Source organism: Pectinatus frisingensis (assembly GCF_014076555.1).
In the GTDB taxonomy this organism is placed as follows: Bacteria; Bacillota; Negativicutes; order Selenomonadales; family Selenomonadaceae; genus Pectinatus; species Pectinatus frisingensis.
In genome coordinates, this window is the sequence record NZ_CP045424.1 from 829,076 (window position 1) to 846,847 (window position 17,772).

Here is a 17,772-nt window from a genome sequence, read left to right on the forward strand (position 1 = left end):
AGTCAAACACATGCGGAGGTAATAAATTTATGTCAAAGAAACAACCCACACGTGGCGAATCCCTGGCTAAAGCGATTATCAGTGAATATAAGCCAAAAAACGTCGAAGATATGCAAAATGCGCTTAAAGATGTTTTTGGGCCTATGTTCGAGGCCATGCTGCATGGTGAAATGGAAAATCATCTCGGCTATGACAACAATGAACGTGGTGAAAAGGAAACCGCCAATCGCCGCAACGGCTACAACCATAAAACTCTCAAAACATCCGCAGGTGAAGTCCCGATTAATGTCCCTCGTGATCGTGACGGTTCTTTTGAGCCGCAGGTTGTGCAGAAGCGGCAGACCGATGTTTCCTCGATTGAGGGCAAGGTGCTTGCTATGTATGCTCGTGGCATGAGCCAGCGTGACATTTCATCGACGATCGACGACATCTATGGATTCAAGCTATCAGCTGGACAAATTTCCAACATCACAGATTGTGTCTTAGATGAATTGAATGAGTGGCAGAATCGACCGCTGAAAGCTTTTTATCCCTTTATCTTTGTGGATTGCATATACGTTTCTATGCGTACGGAGCAGGGCGTTTCTGACCAGGCTGTCTACGTTATTCTGGGGTATGATCTAAACGGCGGGAAAGATGTACTGGGCTTATGGACGGGCGATACAGAAAGCAAGCATCGCTGGATGCAGGTGTTCGATGAAATAAAATCCCGGGGTGTTCAGGACATAGGCTTTATTTCTATGGACGGTGTAAGTGGTCTTGAAGATGGCGCTAAAGCGATCTTCAAAAATGTTGTGGTGCAGCGCTGCATTGTACACCTCATCCGCAACTCTCTGAAATACGTACCCAGTAAGGATTACAAAGCCTTTACAGCGCAGCTAAGGAAAATCTATGGTGCCATCAACCTGAAAGGAGCACAAGCTGCATTTGAACAGTTCTGTGACGCGTGGAGCAAATATCCTGGTGCCATCCGCGTGTGGAAGGATAATTTTCGGCACGTGGAACAGCTTTTTAACTATGGTAGTGATGTGCGTCGGGTTATGTACACGACCAATGCCATAGAAAGCGTTAACTCGAGCTTCCGCAAGGTTACGAAACAGGGCGCTTTCAGCAATGAAACAGCTATTTTTAAAGTGTTTTATTTACGGATTAAGGAACTTTACCAAAAATGGCGCGGTCACTCCATTCGCAATTGGGCCATGGTGATGAATCAGCTGGTTATTGACGAACGGATCGGCACCATGGTACAAAAATATCAGGCTTCAACTTAAAATCATTTACACACTTTACTTGACAATCCCAAATATTCATGCAAAATGGCCAAACACTAAAATATATGCTTTTGAACCAGTTAAGACTACTTTTAATAATATGCAGAAAAATATTATCTTAAATAATGTTCAACATGGAATTGAGACTTTTAATATAGGATTTTATAATGAAAAAGACGATTTTAAATTTTTTGTGCCACCAGCAAGTGAAGCTGCTTCTTTACGTCCTATTACAGATTCCTTTTATACACAGTATGGTAATGTGGGAAAAGGGAAAATCGGTGAGGAAGTGCGAGAAATTATTTGTCATGTGGAACGATTAGACGATTTTATAGAAAAAAATAATATCCAGAATATTGATTTTCTAAAATGCGATGTTGAAGGTGCGGAAAAGATGGTATTTACAGGAGGTGAGAAACTTTTCAGAAGATATCAGCCAATTGTTTATACAGAGATGTTACGAAAACATGCTAAAAGATTTGGCTATCATCCCAACGAAATAATTTTATTGTTTCAAAAATGGGGATATGAATGTTTTATTGTAGAAAATGGTAAAATAAAAAAATTTGAAAAGATGGATGCTGAAACAGCAGAAACGAATTTTTTCTTTTTCCATATACAGAAACACCAAAAAATTATTAATAAATATAAATAATAAGCATTATTGTAATTGGAAATATCATTTGATTGAGGTTTATAGTCAGAATTTATTGCTTAAATGTTTTAAATTAATTAAATATGTATTATGGTATTTACATTATTGCGGATCGTGAAACACTTTACGGAAAGAATATAACGATTTTGTATTGAAGAATGCATGGACAATCTTCAATAAGTTAAAGGAAGTAAAAAATGACAGCAAATCAAAACGTAACAGCTCAAGCGAAAATAAGGGAAAAGATACTTGCATCTGTCCGGGAATATTACAGCAGTACTTTTGTTCCAGGAAAAGGATTTACTCCGGGGGACAAAATCAATTATGGTGGACGCTTCTTTGATGAAAAGGAGTTAGTTAATCTTGTTGATGCTTCACTTGATTTTTGGCTTACTACCGGTAGATATTGCTCTGAATTTGAAAGTGACTTTGCCAAATTTTTGGATGTTAAATATTGTTCATTGACAAATTCGGGTTCGTCTGCTAATTTACTGGCATTTATGGCACTTACTTCTGCAAAATTGGGTGAAAGAAGAGTAAAAAAGGGAGATGAGGTCATTACGGTTGCAGCGGGATTTCCTACTACCGTTGCACCTATAATCCAATATGGCGCTGTTCCCGTATTTGTAGATGTCACATTGCCTGAGTATAATATAGATGTTTCTATGCTGGAAAAGGCATACAGCAAAAGAACAAAAGTTGTAATGGTGGCACATACATTAGGGAATCCTTTTGATTTGCAGACGGTAAAATCGTTTTGTGATGAACATAATTTGTGGTTGATAGAAGATAACTGCGATGCTCTTGGTAGTGAATATTATATAAATGGTGCGTGGAAATATACCGGAACAATAGGTGACATAGGGACATCAAGTTTTTATCCACCGCATCACATGACTATGGGCGAAGGTGGTGCGGTATATACAGATAATTCTCAGCTTCATAGAATCATCAATTCTTTCCGTGACTGGGGGCGTGATTGCTGGTGTGCTTCAGGACACGACAATACATGCCAAAATAGATTTTCACAGCAGTTCGGTGAGTTGCCACTTGGGTATGATCATAAATATGTTTATTCGCATTTCGGATATAATTTGAAGGCCACAGAGATGCAGGCTGCCATCGGCTGTGCACAGCTAAAGAAACTTCCTTTTTTTATAAAGAAAAGAAAAGAAAATTGGCAATTCTTGTGGGAGCATCTAAATGATTTAAGTGAATATTTTATTTTACCGGAAGCAAGTCAAAACAGTAAGCCAAGTTGGTTTGGTTTTTTAATAACAGTGCGTGAAACAGCGAAATTCAGTAGGAATGAAATTGTCACATATTTAGAAAAACATAATATTCAGACACGAATGTTATTCGCCGGAAATCTTATCAAACATCCTTGTTTCGATGAAATGCGTGGTAATAATCAATTATATAGAGTAGTTGGTAGTTTAGATAACACGGACTGTATTATGGAACGAACTTTTTGGCTGGGAATATATCCTGGTATAGATGAGCTGCGATTGAGGTTTATGCTCACTACGATAAGGGATTTTCTAAAAAGTAAGTAAATTTTTGTATTATATAGTCGAAAATAGATTTTAAATTTTTAAAGGCGTGATTTTATGAAAGTAGTCTTACTGGCCGGTGGATTGGGCACACGAATTGCTGAAGAATCTGATATAAGACCAAAACCAATGGTCGAAATTGGCGGAATGCCTATATTGTGGCATATAATGAAAGAATACAGCTATTATGGTTTTAATGAGTTTATAGTTTGTGCGGGATATAAGCAGCATATGATAAAAGAATGGTTTGCTGATTATTTTTTGCATACCTCTGATATTACCTTTGATTTTACGCAAGGCAATAAAATGATTGTGCACAATCAGTATACAGAGCCGTGGAAAGTTACTGTCGTTGATACAGGACTCAATACTATGACAGGTGGGCGGATTAAACGCATCCAAAAATATGTTGGTGATGAACCATTTATGATGACTTATGGCGATGGGGTATGTGATGTAAATATTCGTAAATTGCTGGAATTTCATAAACAAGCACATAAGATAGCTACTCTTACAGCAGTTATGCAAAAACAGCAGAAGGGGATTTTGGATATTGGTGGTGATGATGCAGTTCATGCCTTTCGTGAAAAGACAGCTGATGATGGAATACCGATTAATGCCGGTTATATGGTGCTGGAACCAGATGTTTTTGATTATATAGAAAATAGTGATGATGTGGTTTTTGAGCATGAACCATTAGAAAGATTAGCAACCAAAGGACAGCTAATGAGCTATAAACATACGGGTTTTTGGCAGTGTATGGATACTTTAAGAGAAAAAATAGTTTTAGAACGATTATGGCAGAGCAATAATGCGCCATGGAAGGTTTGGAAGGATAAATAAAGTTATAACTAAGAGGGCTAAACCATTTTGGAGAAAATGATAAATGATTGATAAAAAATTCTGGCGGAAAAAGAAAATATTTATAACAGGACACACAGGATTTAAGGGAAGCTGGCTTTCTTTATGTCTTTCAGAGCTGGGAGCTGAAGTTTATGGTTACTCTTTGAAACCACCGACTAAGATAAATTTATTTGATTGTGCCGAAGTGAAAAAATGTTGCAAAAGATCTTTTATTAATGATATAAACGATTTTGACAGCCTGAAAAAAGCTATGGCTGAATCTGATCCTGATATAGTAATACATATGGCAGCACAGCCTTTAGTCAGACGATCGTACGATGATCCGATTTATACATATCAAACTAATGTGATGGGAACTGTGAATTTTTTAGAAAGCATAAAAAATTGTAAAAATATAAAAGCGGCATTAATTGTTACTACGGATAAATGCTATGAAAATAATGAATGGTGCTGGGGATACAGGGAAAATGACAGATTGGGAGGCTATGATCCGTATTCGTCCAGTAAGGCTTGTGCAGAGCTTGTCACATCGGCTTATCGACGGTCTTTTTTTAATAAAACAAATGTTGCCCTGGCAAGTGCGCGAGCTGGAAATGTCATAGGTGGAGGCGATTGGGCTGAAGATAGATTGATTCCTGATTGTTTCAGGGCAATTTCTGAAAAACAATGTATAAAAATACGCAATCCAAGGGCAGTTCGTCCGTGGCAGCATGTTCTTGAAGCTTTACATGGGTATTTATCACTGATGGAGCATTTATATTTCGGGGGGCAACATTTTGCAGAAAGTTGGAACTTTGGGCCGAATGATGAATCAGCTGCAGAGGTTAAGACTGTAGTTGATATGTTATGCAATAAATTAGGCGGTACTTATGAAATATGTGCAAGTGATAATATTAGACATGAAGCCGGGTATTTGAGACTGGATTGTTCAAAGGCACACAGTCGGTTAAAGTGGCAGCCAGTTTTGACGCTTGCTGAAGCGATGGATTGTACCGCTTTATGGTATAAAGCTTATTTGCAAGGTGATAATATGCATAAACTGACATTAAAACAAATAAAAATGTATATGAAGATGTTATAGTAAATTTAAGGAATATAATATTTAAATAATTAAGGGGTTTATCTTTATGCAAACGAACATTTATGTGGGTAATCCATTTTCTAGTGAAATACGTAGTATTAATTTATTTGGCATAAATATTATTACTCTAGGAAAAGGAAGTTATATTGGTGGTGTATCATATGAAGGCGGGAACAGTGCTAGCCATGTTCTTATTGGTAATTATTGTTCAATTTCCTATAATAATGTTTTTCTTATAGGAATGGATCATAATTTTCATTCATTATCCACTTACCCATTGATGCAATTAGATACTAATGCCACAGATGATTTTGTTAAGAACTATAAAAGTGAATTGTACGGCGGAAACAAAGATCAATTAATTATTGGTAATGATGTATGGATTGGCCGTGGCTGTACAATCATGGGAGGAGTATATATAGGAAACGGTGCCTGTATAGCTGCCGGTTCTGTTGTCACTAAAGATATACCGCCATATGCTGTAGTGGGAGGCGTTCCTGCTAAAATTATTAAATATAGATTCAGCAAAGATATAATAAATAAATTGCAAAAAATTAAATGGTGGTACTGGGATAAAGAAAAAATTCAGTCAGTTGTAAAAAATATTAACACAGAAGAACAAGTAAAAAGTTTTGCTGATAAATATTTTATTGAAACAAAATCAGAAGATAATAATGATGAAATAGAAGCATATTTACATGACATAAAAGATAAAGGTTATGTTTTGATATATTTTCCGTTGCAGTCCGATGATGTTACACTTCTAAGGCATGTTGCTAGTTCATATATAAAAATGTTTGGATATCAGGATAAAATTGCATTAATTATAGATGTTAATATACCTGATGATAAACTACAAATAATAATGAATAAATATATTATCCCTAAAGGTGAGAATGCACCCTTATTATTTTCCCATAATACGAATGGAAAAATATCTGCAAATGTTTTGAGTACCATAGATTATCTTATTACCACAAAAGATTTTATTAGTTTAGTGTATAGTGATTATGGAACAGATTATGGTGTAAAATTAATTTATGGTTATAATAAAAACATTTTTTCATCAATATTAAAAAATGATATCTCAAAAATATCCTTATCTGAAGAAAAAAGGAAAGTTCGTTTTTTAGTAATAGGTAATTCCATTACAATACATGGCATTTGCGAGTATTGGTGGGGAGAATGGGGTATGGGGGCATCAAAGCAGAGTAAAGATTATATACATTTGATAGCAAAATATTTAAAACAAAAATATGATGTTGAATTTGAATCAGTAAATATGGCCTCGTGGGAAACTATGTACTATGATAGATCAGAGACACTGTCATCACTTGATCGATATTTAAATAAAGAATACGATTTCATTATTTTTCAATTAGGAGAAAATATAAGCGAATCCAGTACGCTGGAAAATGACTTTTGCGAGTTAATAAGGTATATAAGAAAAAATTCATTGTCAAGAAAAGCAAAATTGATTATAATAGGACAATTTTGGCAAAATAATAGTATTGATAACATAAAAAGAAGGGTATGTAAATCAAATAATGCATCATTTGTGGATTTAAGCGATATTCAAGAAAATGATATTTATCGAGTGGGTATTAATAACATAGTTTTTGGCAATGATGGGAAAGAGCATTATGTTCAGCATTCTGGTGTAGCTCTGCATCCCAATGATGTTGCAATGAAAATCTATGCCCAAAAAATTTTAAACATAATGAATTTATAAATATGTTGTAAGGAAAAATGATGGATATTTATATGTTGCTGGGACAGCGCTTTTATGATAGCGGTGAGTATGAAAAATGTATTACATTGCTAAGTAAAAGTAAATACAAATATGAAGAAAAAGTTTTATTATTAATGGCTGTCTCCTATAGAAATCTGCATAAGTATGATAAAGCCATATGCATTATTGAACATATTTTAAAAAAAAATCCGGCATATATACCGGGACATATGCAGCAGGCATATGTATATAAAGATAAAAAGCTGTACATCACTGAAATAAAGCTGCTTGTAAAAACGGTTAAATTTATTGACCAGCAGAGATTAACTGGTCAAATTGATAATGAACTATATCTGGCAGAGATATATAGTATGCTGGCCTCTGCTTACGTAAAAATTGGCAAAAGTAAAAAGGCATGTCAGTATTTTTTATATTCGTCACGAAAAGAGAATAACTATACAAAGAAGATAGAAGAGTACAGTAATGCTCTATTTGTGATGAATTATATTTATACTGTCAGTGATGAGGCAGTATATAAATTACATATAAATTATCAAAGATTTTTTAATAATAATATGCAATATCATGATTTCACTGTTAATAAGTCTGTGAGAAAAATAAAGATAGGTTATATATCACCTGATTTTCGCAGGCATCCTGTACTTTCTTGGACTTTCAGTCTACTGTTGAATTATACCAAAAATCAATTTGAAGTTTATTGTTATTCTGCCGGTTTGGAAGATGATATAACAAAAAAATTACAGCAAATGACTGATTTGAATTGGCGTAATATCAACGGTTTTTCGGCAAATAAGGCTGCTGAATTAATACATAATGATAAAATAAATATTCTTTTTGATTTTTCTGGTCATACAGCTAATAATTGCCTGCCTGTTTTGGCATACAAACCCGCACCGGTGCAAATTAGTGGTATAGGTTATTTTAATACTACAGGATTAAATACTGTTGATTATTTTTTATCCGACTGTTATTGTGCTTCTGATAATATGTCTTCCTATTTCTGCGAGAAAATAATACGTATGCCACATTCTCATATCTGTTACACACCATTGGGTCAAATGCCAAAGGTAGAAGATGCACCTTGTTTGAAAAATGGATATGTTACCTTTGGCTGCTTTAATAATTTTAATAAGGTAAATGATTTTGTACTGTCTTTATGGGCAAAAATTTTGGCTGAAATTCCTGCGGCAAGATTAGTACTGAAAAGCAGTATATTTGATAATAATCAGGGAAGACAATATGTTAATAGACTTATGAAAAAATATAAAATAAATATTGATCGAGTGCTATTGCGGCCGTTTACAAAAGAGTATTTGAATGAATACAATGACATCGATATTGCTTTGGATACATATCCGTATACTGGCGGAGTTACTTCCTGTGAAACACTATATATGGGAGTACCATTGATAAGCCTGTGCGGCAAACGCCATGGTGCAAGATTTGGTTGCAGTATCTTGAAAAATATAGAGATGGATGAATTGATCGCTTATTCGGCGCAGGAATATATAGATAAAGCTGTATATCTGGCAAATAATATAAAATTAATAGATATTTATCATAAGACATTGAGAAATAAAATGAATAAAAGTTCATTGATGAATAACAGGTTATATATAAAAGATATCGAAAATATTTATAAATCCATTTGGAATGAATTTATATTGAAAAATATTAACAAGCGTTAGAATGGAAAAAATCGATTTTATTTGTAGTGGTTTGAGCTAAAAAATCGACTCATAATAAAAGCATAGAATTATTTATAAGTTTGTACGGTGTGAAAATTATATTTAAACTAACTTTGGGAAATTTAAGGCATGTTGACATTCTAGTATATATTCAATGGGTTGGTTTATTGCATTTTGCCAGCATTGTGGTGGTGGATTACGAACTAATTTATTATTAAAAAAATGAGAAAACACGGGGGAAGTTGCAAATAGTTTTGTGCTTTTATCTTAGTTAAGATAAAGTGAATTTTACTTTATCAGGGGAAAACGGATAACTGCAATAGAATTTGTTCCCAATTATATTTTATTTTTAATAAAAGAGGACTTTGTAAAACTTTGTCAAATTAAAAACATATTATATTTGGCTTTGTAAAGTAAACATGAAAGATTAACAAACAGAAACAGCCAAATACTTCAAGCAACGAACAAAAGCTTGTGTTTACTTCTGGCAGAAAGATTGAGCCCTGCAACTTGTGCCGGAGTCAGACTGTTAAGAGCGGAATGAGGACGGACAAAATTGTAAAAAAAGAGAAAAACCGCAATAAGATTGTTGGCAGAATTGAAAGAAGAAAATCCCTGTTTGGTTTTATACCATGCTTTGAACTGCTTGTTAAAACATTCGATCAGGTTGTTGGTGATATCGTCACTGAAGCTGTGGACACGGATATGTTTCTTTATTTTTGGCATATGGAATAAATTGTGATGAATATTATAAGGGGGAAATATGTGTTTAATAATACTGATAGGGTGTACGTTATTTTTTTTGCTCATAATTGCTGTGGCTGCAATAGGCAGTGTAGGTGGGATATTAGTAGTTGGAATAATATTACTAATAATTCTTTATAAAATGTATCAAAATAATAAAAATAAGGAATTTAAACATATTCGACAAATAAAAACAAAAACAATTACTGAAACTACTGATGAAAAAGGTGAAAAAATAACTGTTATAAAAGAAGTTTCAGAACCACAGACAGAGTATAAAAAAATATTAAAAGGCCCTTCTGGTAAGGATAGAATGGAGACTGTCATGCTTACTATTCTTGGATTTTTGGGTTTTGCTGGATTGGGCAGAATATATGTTGGTCAATATGTCACAGGTTTAGTTTATTTTTTTACATTAGGATTTTGGGGATTGGGAACTATATACGATCTAATTTTATTGTATAATAAAAATTTTACTGATGCATATGGACGAATAGTAGTAAAAGATGCAATAATTTATTCACATTATTGCATTATTGCTGAAATATTTCTTATCATAGGTTGTTATTTAATGATTTACATAAATACTGAAAATTTATAATAAAAATAGATTGATAGTATAATAAAAGTGTTGCGGATGAATTTGTAAAATGAGACAGATTTAATTCATTAAGGATAAAGATAAACGATTGCATTGGAATATATTTATTTTTTATTCACAATGTGTCGATTGATAAAGGGTATAAAATAATGAATAAAAAATCTATCGTTCTTGGAATTATTAGTTTATTATTAGCAATAGGTGTGGGCGTTTATGCTGCTGTGCAAACTGATTCAAATCGTCAATCGGCACATAAACAAGAAGGAAGGAAAGTAAATAAATCTGTATCGGGAATATATGATATAAATCTAACGGAAGAGGAATTTCGTGATCGTTATAATAGTGTTATCAATACAGAATTTCCCGGGATGTCATTAAATTTGAAAAAAGCACCAGAATATCATGGAGTGAATGCTAATGTTTATGAGTATCATTTCATGGATGCTTTGTCGATGATGGTTTCATATTATCCAGATACTTATAAAGTTAAAGGAGTTATCTTGACAATTACATCAACGGATGAGGTCGTTGCTGATAGGATGCTATCGGCTATGGTCGCATTAGTGATTACAGTGAGCCCTGATTTGACTGCTGATGGAAAACGGGAACTTTTTCAGAATATGGGCATGTTTCAGAAAAATCATCATACAGATTATAAGACTATTGATAGATCTACTACACACAATGGCATAACCTATTTAATTAAAGGTAGTGGCGGTAATGGAGTGGGGTTTTTTATTCGGGGGAAAGATGTACAATTAGGTGGTGAATCAGTTAATGATCCTCATGACTTATTAGCTGACTTAGCGCAGTATTTAACATGGTCAAATAGTAATTCATCAGATAGTATAACTTCTAATTACAATAATACTATGATTCAAAAATATGTACATCTTAAAGAAACTTATGATGGAAATATTGTTGCTATAGCTAATCAATGTAATCAATCACCGTCACGAGAAAAAGCTAAATTCCTACATGATTCGGCATTAAAACTTCATAATGATATTGAAATAACTAAAGTCCAATTAATGAGTGAGACAGATATAGATGCTAAGGTAAAGGATATGCTTTCACATGTGCTGGAAAGTGAGTCTGAACGTGCTTATTATTTGTCTGGTGGATTATTGGCTGTATCATTAGGGCAGGATCCTTTGCCAGATTATAAATCTGGTGGAATAATGAAGGATGAATATGATCTTTATAATCAAAAACTTCAAGCATTATTAAAATAGAAAGAAAATGGAAGATATATCAGGAAAATAGAATTTGTATTAAGAATGCAGAGAGTTAATCCATGAAGAGAAAATATAAGTATAGAAAGGTTTTACGGATGTTTGAAGAGGGGAGATATGAGTGATAATAATCCTGTGAATATGAAAAAGAATGGCACAGGGCTCACACAGTGCTTGTGTAAGGGGGAAAAATGAAATATACGATTGATGTAATGAAATCATGTGACTGGGAAGAAGTAAGAGATATTTATTTACAGGGCATTAAGACGGGTATGGCAACTTTTCAGACCGAAGCGCCTTTGTGGAAAGATTGGGATAAAAGTCATCTTAAGGTATGCCGGTTTGTTGCCCACTCGAAGGATAAGGCGCTGGGATGGGTGGCATTAAGCCCAACTTCGGGCAGGGAGTGTTACCGAGGTGTAGTAGAAATTAGTCTTTATATTGGTGAAGCATATAAAAATCAAGGTATCGGAACGGCTCTTTTAATGGAACTGGTAAAAAAATCTGAAGAAAATGGGATTTGGACGTTGTATGCTTCGATTATCAGAAAAAATAATGCGAGTATAGCGGTGCATAAAAAATGTGGGTTTAGGGAAATTGGCATAAGGGAAAAAATTGCTAAAATGAGTAATGGCATATGGTATGATACAGTTTTAGTGGAAAGAAGAAGCAAAAAAATCGGGATAGATTAACTGTGATTTTAGTATGGAGAAAAATATGTAATCAAGTGTTTTATTGAATACCGATTTTTGTATATTGTGCATATAAGATAAAGAGCTATCACATGAATATCATTAATTTCATAAAGCTGTAACCCGCTATCACTACACGATTCCCTGTGTCCTTCTGTGTACGGACAAAAAAGGCGGCAATTGAGGGTTTATGAATGAAAATTAATTACATGAGATAGCTGCTATAAAACAGGTGGAATAATGAAAAAAGTTGCTTTTATTTGTGTTCATAATTCGTGCCGTTCGCAAATGGCGGAGGCTTTCGGCAAAGTGATGGGGCTTAATGTGTTTGAGTGTTTTTCTGCAGGGACAGATGAGTGGGATTATATTAATCAGGATGCCGTACGTATTATGAAAGAAATCGGCATAGATATGGAGTTAAGCCAGAACCCTAAACTTCTCCAGGATATTCCTGAAGTTGATATTGTGATAACCATGGGCTGCAATGTACAATGTCCGGTTTTGCCATGTGCATACCGTGAAGATTGGGGAATTGAAGATCCATCAGGAAAAACTGATAAGGAGTTTAGAGTAATTAGAAATACTATAAAAACAAAAATGGATGATCTTGTTAGCCGACTACGAGCTGGTGTGATATAACTCAAGTAATGTTTATAGGGAAAATCATAGACCATGTGCTGACACATATATTATAAAGAATTTATGCATGCATTTATAACAATGTGACCATCACAATAATAGTGGCAGCAAGTGTGGGTAATGCGTTCCTTTTTGTTATTTCAAATGGATTCACATTTGCCATTTTTGCAATAAGGATAGCGGAGCCGGCAACGGGACTCATTGTTCTTCCAAGGCCGGCACCTATCTGTGCCATTGAACCTAACTGTATGATATTATAACCAAAATCAGCTGCATGTGGGGTGATTGCGCCGTTAAAAGCCAGTGCAGCTGCATTACCTGTGCCTGAAATTGCACCGATGATAAAAGGACCGAAAGCAGAAGCAAATTGTGCTATATGTTGAGAATTTTTCATGACATCAATTAGTGAATCCGTAAGGCCTATTGTTTTCATGCCGGCAGTAAAACAAGCCGCTGCAGCGATAATGCCAACTACGTCGCACATACCGTCACCGGTACCACGGAAAAATTTTTTTGTAGCTTCTTTCAGATTAGGTCTCACCATTATAAAACCTATAGCCGTTCCTATTAACATAGCAGTTGGAACGGAAACATATGGAGTCAGGCCAATTTGTTTACTGCCAGTTATCAGCATTATTAAGGGTATTATTGGTAAAATCGCATAAATATAGTTTACCTTGAAATTGTCAGTCGTTAAATGTTTTTTATAATCGGCAGATTTATAACCGATGTTTTCCTTTTTGATAACAGCCAATATAGTTAATATAATGGAAGCAATAACTGCGGCCAATAAAACCTGCACGGAAAATGAACTGATGACTGTCATGACATCTGTTCCTGCCATTTGAGCAATTTGGGGATTAAACATAAGCCCTGGGCTCATTACGCTGCCCCAAGTACCCAGGAAAATGGCAGAAGCAGCCATTTTTGGGTGTATACCTGTATTTATTAGTGCAGGTATAAGTAACGTACCAACAGCTGCTGCACAGCCTGCGGCACTTGGTAGTGCTATATTTACAAAAAAAGTTACCATAACTGCACCGGGGATTAGGATAAATTTGAATTTACTTAGTATTCTGGTTATAAATGTAACCATATGTTTTGAGCATCCGGTATAATCCATTACATAACTGAATCCTAGCACAGTACAAATTGTCGGAACCAATCCGACATTTGTAAGTTCTTTTATAAATGCGTTGCTGCCTGCAATAGTATTTCCACCTATAAAACACATCACAATACCGGATATGAATAATACCAGCCTTGTTTCATAGCCTCTTATGATGGCGATAAAAGTTATTAAAACCAACAATATACCTGTTAAAATCATTTAAATTTCCTCCATATTCAAAAAAGATGTCACTTTATGTTGCATTTTATAAAGTCCCATTCCCAGTCACAATATGGGGCAGTGATTTCTATATCATCACGCAGTTCTATACCGAGACCGGGACCTTCTGGAACTTCTATACAACCATTTTCTATTTTGAAAGGAGTTTTGATTTCTTTTTGTATTTTATCCCATTCGCTTGTTATCGGGCATGTTTCCAATACCTCAAAATTGGGAATAGCAGCAGCTAAATGAAGATTTCCTGCGAGGTTTATACTGCCGGTAGCGGTGTGAGGAATAACATTGACATAATGGCTTTCAGCGATGGCGGCAGCCTTTTTGCAGCCTGTTATTCCTCGCATGAGACAGATATCGGGGCGTATAAAGCTTACACTTTCATTTTGCAAGAGCATTTGTATATCTTGAATACAGAAGCCTCTTTCTCCTGCACTGATAGGAGTTTTTGTTTTTTCTGTTACAGTTTTTAAAGAAAAGTAATTTTCGTAGTTTATAGGATCTTCGAAGAAAAGCAGATTGCAATCTTCTACCATTTTAAGTAAAGTAATACTTTCATGTGGCTGTAATGCCCGGTGGATTTCGCAGCCAAGATCCACATCGAGACCGATTGCATCTCGGATGGCATGAATCATTTCACTCATGGCGTTCATGCGGCGGGCGTAAGTTCCTTTAGCTTCTTCTATATTGGTAGGGTTAAGGCGTATACAAGTGTACCCTTTTGCTTTTAACTCTTTTGCGGATTTAATGCTGGAAGAAATGTCCCTGCCGTCTACTACACCCCAAAGGCGTATTTTTTTACGTACAGCTCCTCCCAATAATTGATATATCGGTGCATTATAATATTTTCCCTTGATATCCCATAATGCTATATCTATAGCAGAAATAGCTCCGCCTATTACTGTGCCGCCAAATTTAAAACGTTTATAGAGCTCATCATTGATATATTCTATGCGTAGTGGATCTTGCCCTATTAATGGTTTTTCCATGCGATTGATGGCTCCGACAACAGCTTCACGAAATCCCCAATTGCCACTTTCACCTATACCTGTAATTCCTGTGTCAGTATGTACTTTTACAAATAGACGTCTGGAACCGGTTAGAATAGAATCAATTTTAGTAATTTCCATTGTAAATCCTCCATAAAATACTATTATTTTTTTATTTATATTAATTATTACATTGCTTGAAATATAATTCAAATAGTATATTATATATAATAATATAGGTTTAACAATATATTTATTATGGAGGTAGTGTGATGGAATTTCGCGACATTAAATATGTATTGAAGGTAGCAGAAGAGAAAAGTATCTCTAAAGCTGCTCAAAAGCTTTTTGTAACTCAGCCTTCTTTAAGTCAGTCAATTGGACGTATTGAAAATTCCCTGGGAGTACAGTTGTTTGATCGCAGTAAAAAACCACTGATATTGAGTTTTGCAGGAAAGCAGTTTGTTAAAACAGCGTATTATATTATGAATTATGAAAAACAGCTCAGCAGGCAGATGAAGGATATAGCTGATTTGAAGAATGGTCATATTACGCTGGGAATTTCTCAGTTTAGGGGAAAATATTTTCTACCGAAAGTTTTGCCTGCTTTTTATAAGGAATACCCTGGTATAACTGTATCCATACACGAAGATCAGGCAGCTGAATTAGAAACAGCTATCTTAGCGGGAGATTTGGATTTCAGCATTGAAATTTTACCGGTAAAAAGTAAAGAATTGATAAGCTCAGTTATCAGTGAAGAACAACATTTATTGGTATTACCAAAGGAACATCGTTTAAATAACAGGAAAAGAATTGTAGATAATGCAAAATATCCTTTTCTTGATGTGTCAGAATTAAAAAACGAAACATTCATTTATCTTAAAGCTGATTCTCCATCAAGAATACAACTGACAAAATTTTTTAAAAAAAGTAATTTTGTTCCCAAAAATGTAATTGAAATAAAAGATATGGAAACTGCACATGCGTTAGCCGTTGCCGGACTGGGCGTGGCATTTATATCTGAGCTGTTAATTCCTTATTGTAATAGCGCACATCGTGGGGTGTATTATAGATTGAAAGATTGTGTACCGGACAAATTACAAGTCGGTTTTGTTTACAAAAAAAATTCATATCATTCGAAAGCGGTAAAAGCCTTCTTTGTATTGGTAAGTGAGGTATTTTAAGTATTTATTTAAGAAAAATTATCTTTACTAAAATTTCAAATAAATATAGTATGTAAAAATTGTTGATTTCTATAGATTCTCAATGTTATATTTTGGAATCAAGACATTATTCCATAAATAGATGTTCATTTAATTAAATAATAACCATAATGTATCTTCTCATTAAGATAATTATAATAGCTAGGACGCGTTGCAACTTTGTTTTAATTATAATTTGTATCACAAATGATAGCGACGGAATGTAAGGTTAGTACGATATGAGGTTAATCAAATATTTTTATATTTTACTAATTTATTATGCAAAGGTATTTGAGATATTTATCAAACTAACCAGTAAAATCCAATTTTTACTGTATAAAAGAAATCTTACTAGACATTTATTTGATGAATATGATTGTAATTTTAAGTTAGTTTATTTATACTTGAATCAGTTTAATATTTGCTGTTTTCTTTAGAATAAGATATTTAGAAACACAGCTCATGACCTTTTTGGTAATGCATTTTATTGACTATATAATGTAAATAATGATATTCAGGCGGTCTACCGAAGGAGTAATAATGGAGCAGTCTAATTTTTTTATTAAGTATTTGCCTATGAAGATATTACTGACATCTGTGAAAAAAGCTGTATTGCCGGAATATCTTGGTTCTACACTTCGTGGAACCATCGGGCAGGCTTTACATATCAATCCGGTTGCCTTTAATTATATTTATAATAATCGCATTTTAAGTGACAATAAACAGGATATTATAAATCCGTATATGATAATACCTCCCGCAATACATAAAACACCTTATCAGGCTGGAGAAGATCTCAGCTTTTATATGATACTGCTGGGTAATGCAATACAGTATGCATCATCAGTAATAGATGCACTGGGCAGTCTTGAGAAATTTAAATTAGGGGCTTCAAGATATCCCTTTATTTTAAAAAAGATAGTTCATAGCTTAGATCAACGAGTAATTTGGCAGTCAGGACTTTTCTATGGGACTGCTATTCGGAGTGCTGTTGTTCCATATAGATGTTTGAGCGATATTGAGCAGTTGACTATTAATATAAAGACACCGTTGCGTATCCGTCGCAATGGTATGTTGCTTGAAAGCATAGATTTTCCGACAATTATTCGCAATATTATACATCGAATCGAAGCAATTACCCAGCGCTACGGTGGTTGGGTGAATACCACAGAGGCAGTGCGTATTCAAACACTTGCTTCAGAAATCCCGGTTACTCAGAGCCGCCTAGCGCTTAAACAAATGTCCCGATATTCAAATAGACTTGGCGAAAAGATGGACTTTAGCGGATTGCTTGGCAGTATTCGTTGTAAAGGGGTATTGACTCCATTTGTCCCTTGGCTGTATGCCGCACAAGTTTTGCATATCGGGCGCAATACTACTTTTGGTATGGGACAAATAGAAGTAGAATTTATTTGAATTATCTATATAGTCTCATTATATAAATGTATAAATTTAAACTG

15 protein-coding genes and 1 pseudogene are annotated in these 17,772 nt (G+C 34.5%); 13 read left to right on the forward strand and 3 right to left on the reverse strand.

What is annotated here, in order from left to right:
* The first annotated feature begins 29 nt into the window (after window positions 1–29).
* The 7 genes from F8M42_RS03990 to F8M42_RS04020 all read left to right on the forward strand — a co-directional run bounded on the left by F8M42_RS03990 (window position 30) and on the right by F8M42_RS04020 (window position 8,865).
* Window positions 30–1,271: an IS256 family transposase gene (locus F8M42_RS03990; protein ID WP_182185656.1), complete on the forward strand. Its 1,242-nt coding sequence runs from the start codon at window positions 30–32 to the stop codon at window positions 1,269–1,271.
* Window positions 1,272–1,371: 100 nt separating this feature from the next.
* A complete protein-coding gene (locus tag F8M42_RS03995) occupies window positions 1,372–1,926 on the forward strand; it encodes an FkbM family methyltransferase (protein ID WP_229711442.1) in 555 nt (184 codons plus the stop codon).
* Window positions 1,927–2,123: 197 nt separating this feature from the next.
* Window positions 2,124–3,482, forward strand: a complete 1,359-nt coding sequence (rfbH, locus tag F8M42_RS04000; RefSeq protein WP_182188068.1) for a lipopolysaccharide biosynthesis protein RfbH — start codon at window positions 2,124–2,126, stop codon at window positions 3,480–3,482.
* Window positions 3,483–3,536: 54 nt separating this feature from the next.
* The gene (gene rfbF / locus F8M42_RS04005) at window positions 3,537–4,322 is read left to right on the forward strand and encodes a glucose-1-phosphate cytidylyltransferase (protein ID WP_182188069.1); all 786 of its coding nucleotides are present in this window, start codon (window positions 3,537–3,539) and stop codon (window positions 4,320–4,322) included.
* Window positions 4,323–4,365: 43 nt separating this feature from the next.
* The gene (gene rfbG / locus F8M42_RS04010) at window positions 4,366–5,424 is read left to right on the forward strand and encodes a CDP-glucose 4,6-dehydratase (protein ID WP_182188070.1); all 1,059 of its coding nucleotides are present in this window, start codon (window positions 4,366–4,368) and stop codon (window positions 5,422–5,424) included.
* A 64-nt stretch (window positions 5,425–5,488) separates the two neighbouring features.
* Window positions 5,489–7,156: a hypothetical protein gene (locus F8M42_RS13775; protein WP_326832818.1), complete on the forward strand. Its 1,668-nt coding sequence runs from the start codon at window positions 5,489–5,491 to the stop codon at window positions 7,154–7,156.
* A 17-nt stretch (window positions 7,157–7,173) separates the two neighbouring features.
* Window positions 7,174–8,865: an O-linked N-acetylglucosamine transferase, SPINDLY family protein gene (locus tag F8M42_RS04020; RefSeq protein WP_182188072.1), complete on the forward strand. Its 1,692-nt coding sequence runs from the start codon at window positions 7,174–7,176 to the stop codon at window positions 8,863–8,865.
* Between the two features lie 453 nt (window positions 8,866–9,318).
* Here the strand turns inward: F8M42_RS04020 and F8M42_RS04025 are convergent.
* Window positions 9,319–9,576 (reverse strand): annotated as a pseudogene (locus F8M42_RS04025) (integrase core domain-containing protein); the annotation flags it as partial.
* 52 nt (window positions 9,577–9,628) lie between these two features.
* Here F8M42_RS04025 and F8M42_RS04030 point away from each other — a divergent pair.
* From F8M42_RS04030 to F8M42_RS04045, 4 genes are all read left to right on the forward strand, one after another.
* Window positions 9,629–10,210, forward strand: a complete 582-nt coding sequence (locus tag F8M42_RS04030) for an NINE protein (protein WP_182188073.1) — start codon at window positions 9,629–9,631, stop codon at window positions 10,208–10,210.
* A 149-nt stretch (window positions 10,211–10,359) separates the two neighbouring features.
* Window positions 10,360–11,445, forward strand: coding sequence for a hypothetical protein (locus tag F8M42_RS04035; RefSeq protein ID WP_182188074.1), 1,086 nt, complete (start codon window positions 10,360–10,362; stop codon window positions 11,443–11,445).
* A gap of 191 nt (window positions 11,446–11,636) precedes the next feature.
* Window positions 11,637–12,137 carry a GNAT family N-acetyltransferase gene (locus F8M42_RS04040; RefSeq protein ID WP_182188075.1) on the forward strand — a complete coding sequence of 167 codons (501 nt, stop codon included), beginning with the start codon at window positions 11,637–11,639 and terminating at the stop codon, window positions 12,135–12,137.
* A 240-nt stretch (window positions 12,138–12,377) separates the two neighbouring features.
* The gene (locus F8M42_RS04045) at window positions 12,378–12,776 is read left to right on the forward strand and encodes an arsenate reductase ArsC (RefSeq protein WP_182188076.1); all 399 of its coding nucleotides are present in this window, start codon (window positions 12,378–12,380) and stop codon (window positions 12,774–12,776) included.
* Window positions 12,777–12,849: 73 nt separating this feature from the next.
* On the opposite strand, the gene dcuC is transcribed toward F8M42_RS04045, so the two are convergent.
* Window positions 12,850–14,106 (reverse strand): C4-dicarboxylate transporter DcuC, encoded by a 1,257-nt coding sequence (gene dcuC, locus F8M42_RS04050; RefSeq protein WP_182188077.1) that lies wholly within the window; start codon window positions 14,104–14,106, stop codon window positions 12,850–12,852.
* Between the two features lie 29 nt (window positions 14,107–14,135).
* Window positions 14,136–15,251, reverse strand: a complete 1,116-nt coding sequence (locus F8M42_RS04055; RefSeq protein ID WP_182188078.1) for a mandelate racemase/muconate lactonizing enzyme family protein — start codon at window positions 15,249–15,251, stop codon at window positions 14,136–14,138.
* A 131-nt stretch (window positions 15,252–15,382) separates the two neighbouring features.
* On the opposite strand from F8M42_RS04055, the gene F8M42_RS04060 reads away from it, so the two are divergent.
* Both F8M42_RS04060 and cas6 read left to right on the forward strand, forming a co-directional pair.
* Entirely contained in the window at window positions 15,383–16,294 is a 912-nt protein-coding gene (locus F8M42_RS04060; RefSeq protein WP_182188079.1) for a LysR family transcriptional regulator, read from the forward strand.
* 558 nt (window positions 16,295–16,852) lie between these two features.
* On the forward strand, window positions 16,853–17,728 hold the full coding sequence (gene cas6 / locus F8M42_RS04065; protein WP_196603110.1) for a CRISPR system precrRNA processing endoribonuclease RAMP protein Cas6: 876 nt from the start codon (window positions 16,853–16,855) through the stop codon (window positions 17,726–17,728).
* Window positions 17,729–17,772: the final 44 nt, after the last annotated feature.

Coding starts and splice junctions, on each gene's coding strand:
- F8M42_RS03990 (WP_182185656.1), top strand. CDS start 30: ATGTCAAAGAAACAACCCACACGTGGCGAATCCCTGGCTAAAGCGATT.
- F8M42_RS03995 (WP_229711442.1), top strand. CDS start 1,372: ATGCAGAAAAATATTATCTTAAATAATGTTCAACATGGAATTGAGACT.
- rfbH (WP_182188068.1), top strand. CDS start 2,124: ATGACAGCAAATCAAAACGTAACAGCTCAAGCGAAAATAAGGGAAAAG.
- rfbF (WP_182188069.1), top strand. CDS start 3,537: ATGAAAGTAGTCTTACTGGCCGGTGGATTGGGCACACGAATTGCTGAA.
- rfbG (WP_182188070.1), top strand. CDS start 4,366: ATGATTGATAAAAAATTCTGGCGGAAAAAGAAAATATTTATAACAGGA.
- F8M42_RS04020 (WP_182188072.1), top strand. CDS start 7,174: ATGATGGATATTTATATGTTGCTGGGACAGCGCTTTTATGATAGCGGT.
- F8M42_RS04030 (WP_182188073.1), top strand. CDS start 9,629: ATGTGTTTAATAATACTGATAGGGTGTACGTTATTTTTTTTGCTCATA.
- F8M42_RS04035 (WP_182188074.1), top strand. CDS start 10,360: ATGAATAAAAAATCTATCGTTCTTGGAATTATTAGTTTATTATTAGCA.
- F8M42_RS04040 (WP_182188075.1), top strand. CDS start 11,637: ATGAAATATACGATTGATGTAATGAAATCATGTGACTGGGAAGAAGTA.
- F8M42_RS04045 (WP_182188076.1), top strand. CDS start 12,378: ATGAAAAAAGTTGCTTTTATTTGTGTTCATAATTCGTGCCGTTCGCAA.
- dcuC (WP_182188077.1), bottom strand. CDS start 14,106: ATGATTTTAACAGGTATATTGTTGGTTTTAATAACTTTTATCGCCATC.
- F8M42_RS04055 (WP_182188078.1), bottom strand. CDS start 15,251: ATGGAAATTACTAAAATTGATTCTATTCTAACCGGTTCCAGACGTCTA.
- F8M42_RS04060 (WP_182188079.1), top strand. CDS start 15,383: ATGGAATTTCGCGACATTAAATATGTATTGAAGGTAGCAGAAGAGAAA.
- cas6 (WP_196603110.1), top strand. CDS start 16,853: ATGGAGCAGTCTAATTTTTTTATTAAGTATTTGCCTATGAAGATATTA.